Origin of the sequence: uncultured Thermus sp., from assembly GCF_938010445.1 — a bacterium.
GTDB lineage: Bacteria > Deinococcota > Deinococci > Deinococcales > Thermaceae > Thermus > Thermus altitudinis.
This window is the reverse complement of sequence record NZ_CALLUR010000087.1, coordinates 1-4,207: the sequence shown is the minus strand read 5'-3', so window position 1 is coordinate 4,207 and position 4,207 is coordinate 1. Positions and strand designations below refer to the sequence as shown.

At 66.3% G+C, this 4,207-nt stretch carries 5 protein-coding genes; 2 read left to right on the top strand and 3 right to left on the bottom strand.

Features of this window, described 5'->3' with window-relative positions; all coding sequences use genetic code 11:
* Window positions 1-726 (bottom strand): glycine cleavage system protein T (locus tag Q0693_RS04960; RefSeq protein WP_298629642.1); only part of this gene is annotated, 726 nt, incomplete at its 3' end.
* A gap of 38 nt (window positions 727-764) precedes the next feature.
* Between Q0693_RS04960 and Q0693_RS04955 the strand changes: the two genes are divergently transcribed.
* Together Q0693_RS04955 and Q0693_RS04950 are read left to right on the top strand one after the other, a co-directional pair.
* On the top strand, window positions 765-1,814 hold the full coding sequence (locus Q0693_RS04955) for an MFS transporter (protein ID WP_298629640.1): 1,050 nt from the start codon (window positions 765-767) through the stop codon (window positions 1,812-1,814).
* A complete protein-coding gene (locus Q0693_RS04950; RefSeq protein ID WP_298629638.1) occupies window positions 1,807-2,433 on the top strand; it encodes an HAD family phosphatase in 627 nt (208 codons plus the stop codon). The genes Q0693_RS04955 and Q0693_RS04950 overlap by 8 nt, the downstream gene beginning before the upstream one ends.
* Here the strand turns inward: Q0693_RS04950 and Q0693_RS04945 are convergent.
* Both Q0693_RS04945 and Q0693_RS04940 read right to left on the bottom strand, forming a co-directional pair.
* Complete coding sequence (locus tag Q0693_RS04945; RefSeq protein ID WP_298629636.1) at window positions 2,425-3,504, bottom strand: enolase C-terminal domain-like protein; 1,080 nt, start codon at window positions 3,502-3,504, stop codon at window positions 2,425-2,427. The two genes, Q0693_RS04950 and Q0693_RS04945, sit on opposite strands and share 9 nt — an antisense overlap.
* Before the next feature lie 4 nt (window positions 3,505-3,508).
* A partial coding sequence (locus Q0693_RS04940) for a hypothetical protein (RefSeq protein WP_298629634.1) occupies window positions 3,509-4,207 on the bottom strand: 699 nt, incomplete at its 5' end.

The following is a 4,207-nucleotide window of genomic DNA, read 5'->3' as shown; positions in this document are numbered from 1 at the left end:
AAAACGCCCCCCATCCCCTTCCAACACCGCGCCCAAGGGCACCTCCCGGCGCACCACCCCAAAGCCCAAGGCCCCGTAGGGGGTGGCCCTGACCCGCTTGGCCTGCCCCACCTCCCGCCCCTCCCAAAAGAGGGGCCAGGGGCCTTCCCCCTCCCGGTAAGGAGGGAGGCCCACCAGACCCGCGGGGCGGTGGTGCACCTCCTTGCCCTCGAGGCGGGCCATGATTTCCTGGCCCACGTAACACCCCTTGCCGTAGTCCACCAGGGGAAGAAGCCCCACGCTTTGGGGCAGCTCCCCCTGGATGTCGGAAAGAAGGTAAAACCCCTTCAGAAGGGAGAAAAGGGGATAAAGGTCCTGCGGGTAAGCCTCCCCCCTCTCCTCGGCCACCTCCTCCCGGCCATCGGCATAAAGCCGGCGGTAGAGGGGGAGGTCCAGAAGCTCCACCTGATCAAAGACGATGTAGCGCCTAAGCCGGGCCCTTAAGCCCTCCAAGGTACCCCAGGGGGCTAGGAGGTAGCCTTCCGGGTGCGGGAATACCGTGGCCGCCTCCTCAATCTGGCCCCGATGGTTGAGGAAGAGGGCCCCCATGGGCCCGGATAGCCGCCTCAGGTCCCGGGTGCACTGGCCCTGGAGGAAGGAAAGGGCATCCGGTCCCCGGAGCAGCAAAACCCCGGGAAAGGCGAAGTACCCCTCGCCCGCCAAGGCTTTTTCCAAGGCCTCCTCCATGCTTCCCATTATTGACCAAAGGGTCAGATAGGGGGAGAATGGCGAACGTGCGCCTCTTCTGGGGCTCCTTTGTGGCGCTTTTCCTGGTGGGCGTGATCGTGGCCCTCCCGGGGGCGGCCCTCCCCGAGTGGCGGGGGCGTTACGGCGTGGGCGGGGAGGTCTCCTGGTTTTTCACCGCCCTCCTCCTGGGCTTGCTCCTGGGAGTCCGCCTGGCCCAAGGAGGAAGGCGCCACCCCCTTTTTCCCGCCGCCCTTGGGCTTGTGGGCCTGGCCCTGTGGGGGGTGGCCCTGGCCCCCACCTTCCCCTTGGTGGTGGCCCTGGCCTTCCTCCTGGGGCTGGGGGAAGGGGTGATGAACGTCCACGGCAACAGCCTGGTAGGTGAGCTTGACCCCGGAAGGCGGGTGGAACTCCTCAACCGGGTGAACGTGGCCTTCGGCCTAGGGGCGGTCTTCACCCCCTTCGCCCTCACCCTTTTGCCCTACACGGGCGTGCTCACCCTAGCCGGCCTCCTGGCCTGGGTGGGTGCCCTCCTCCTTTGGCAAGCCCCGGCGGTAGCCCACACTCCCCGGGAACGCGGGCCTGGGCTTTGGCCCTTCCTGTTGGTGGTGGCGGTCTATACGGGCCTGGAAGGGGCCTTGGCCGCCTGGAACCGGGTTTATTTGGAGCACCTGGGCCATTCCACGGCCCTGGGGGGCTTCCTCCTTTCCCTGTATTGGCTTTTCCTAGCCCTGGGCCGCCTCTTTTTGGCCGGGCGGGTGGCGCAGAACCCCTTGGGCGCCCTAAAAGGCCTTCTCCTTGGGGTCCTAGCCCTCCTCACCCTCAACCTCCTCCCCCCCACGGCCCTCCTTTTTCCCCTGACCGGTTTCCTCCTGGGCCCCCTTTTCTCCACCCTCTTCGCCTTGGTGCAGGCCCGATACGGCCACCGGGCCCTGGGCGGATTGCTCTATGCGGGGGCCACGGGAAGCACCGTGATCCCTGCCCTCTTTGCCCTGTTGCCCACGGCGGGGATTCCCTATGGGCTTTTTCTCCTGGCCCTGGGGCTTTTTTTCCTAATCTCCGGATTGGAGCGGAGGGTAGCCCATGCTTAAGGCCCTGCTCTTTGACCTGGACGGCACCCTGGCCGACACCGACCCCCTGCACCTTTGGGCCTGGCGGGAGGCCCTGGCGCCCTGGGGTATAGGGGTGGACGAAGCCTTTTACCGGAAGCGGATCTCGGGCCGGCTCAATCCTGACATCCTCCAGGACCTCTTGGGGCTGGATGGGGAGGCGGCCGCCCAGATCATAGAGGCCAAGGAGGCCCGGTTTCGGGAACTGGCCCAGGACCTAAAGCCCATGCCGGGCCTCCTCGAGCTTTTGGAGGAGGCCCAGGCCAAGGGCCTCACCTGGGGCGTGGTGACCAACGCCCCCAAGGCCAACGCCCACCACGTGCTTAAGGCCTTGGGTCTAAAGCCTCCTCTTTTGGTCTTGGCGGAGGAGGTGGGCCGGGGGAAGCCCCATCCCCTCCCCTACCAGGTGGCCCTGAAAAGGCTGGGCCTCCTTCCTACGGAAGCCCTGGCCTTTGAGGACTCCCCCTCGGGGGTAAGGAGCGCCGTGGGGGCGGGGATTACCACCTATGGGCTTCTAACGGGCCACGGGAAGGAAGCGCTCCTCGAGGCGGGCGCCAGGGGGGTTCTGCGAGACTTCCGGCAAGCCCTGGCCTTACTTTAGGGCATACCTCCGGAAGGCCGCCTCGTCAAACGAGGCCTCCACCAGGTCCTCCCAGTAGAGCCAGCCCTGGCGGAAGGCGGGGAAGTTCAGGAACCCCCCTTCCGCCTTGAGGTGGAAGGCCAGCTCGTTGGGCTCGGTGACCCCCTGCTGGAAGGCCAAAAGGGCAGACTGGTAGGCGCCAAAGGCGCTTTGCGCCTGGCTTCCCACCATGGCCTTCTTCCCCTTCTCCCGAGCCAGGGAGAGCATCTCCAGGGTCCAGGTAACCCCGGTGCGGGCCGGCTTCAGGTTCAGGATGTCAAAGGTGTCCAGAAGAAGCTCCCGGCGGAGGTCCTTGGGGGTCATGGCCGAGTCGTCGGCGATGAGGGGAAGGATCCTCTTCTCCCTGAGCTTTCTCCTGGCCTCCACCTCCTCTATGGGCAGGGGCTCTTCCACGTAAAGGAGGCCCATCTCCTTCCAGGCGAGAAGGTAGCCTTCGGCCTCTTTGGGGGAAAGGGTCTCGTTGGCATCGGCGTAAAACTCAGCCTCAGGGAAGGCCTCCTTGAGGCGGGCGATCTTCCGGCCATCCTCCTCCAGGTTCCGGCCCACCTTCACCTTGAAGACCCGCACCCCCGCCTCGTAGGCCATGCGGGCATCGGAAAGCAGCTCCTCCTCCTGGGCTATGCCTAGAATGTAGGCCACCCGCACCCGGTGCTTGGCAGGCTTCAGAACCTGGTGCAGCTCCTCCCCTTCGCTCCGGGCCCAGGCCTCCCAAAGCGCCAGGTCCAAGGCCCCCTTTAGGCCCAGGTTGCAGGGGAAGGCCTCCAGGACCTTACGGATGGCCTCCTGGTCGTCGGCCTCCAGGCCCAGAAGCCTGGGCTTCAGATACTCAAGGCCTGCGCGAACGCTTCCCCAGGTTTCCCCGTAGATGGTGGGGCGGATGGCCACCTCCGCCTGGCCCAGGGAACCATCGCTCAGCTCCACCCGCAGAAGGGCGTGCTCAATGGCCTCCATCTCCGAGGCCTTGCCCCAGCGCAAGGGCGCCTTTAGGGGGATGCGGAAAGGGATCAGCCTCAGGTCGCGGATCCAGGCCATGGCGCTATTCTATAAGCCCCTTAAGGAAGTTCTTGACGGCGTCCACCTCCTCCTCGAGGGAAAGGGCTTCCGTGTCCAGGACCAAGGCCCGGGGATGCCCCTTAAGAAGCCGCAAGGGCCCCAGGGGATCGTAGTTCCGCTTCTCCTCGGCCACGATCTTCAGCTTGGCCAAGACCTCCTCCCAAGGGGCCAGGGCCAAGGCCTCCTCCAGCTCCTCCGGGGACAGAACCCCTTCCGCCAAGCCCCGGAGGGCCGCGAGCTCCTCAGGGCGTAGCTCCACCCGGTCAAAGGCATCCCCACGGGAAAGAAGCCGCTTCAGCCGGGTAGCCTCCCGGGCCTGCAGGACCAGGAAAAGGGCCTTGGGCAGTTGGGCCAGGGCATAGGCCACCTCCGCCTCCCCCCGAAGCCCGTCAAAGAGGAGGGGAAAGCGGGGTTCCCCATACCCCCGGGCCAGGACCTCGGCCACCCCTCCCGGGAACTCCTCCCGGAAGCGGCGGGTGAGGCGGAAACGCTCCTCCCGGGGAATGGGCGGGGTTACCCCGTAGCGGGGAAGGACATAGAGGTCCACCAGCTCCCGGCGGTCGGGAAGCCGGGGAAAGCCCAGGGCCTCCACCAGGGTGCTTTTCCCCACCCCGGTTAGGCCCACCAGGATGAGGAGCGGTTGGTCCTTTAGGGGGACGAGGCCCGGGTGGGCCTCGAGGGA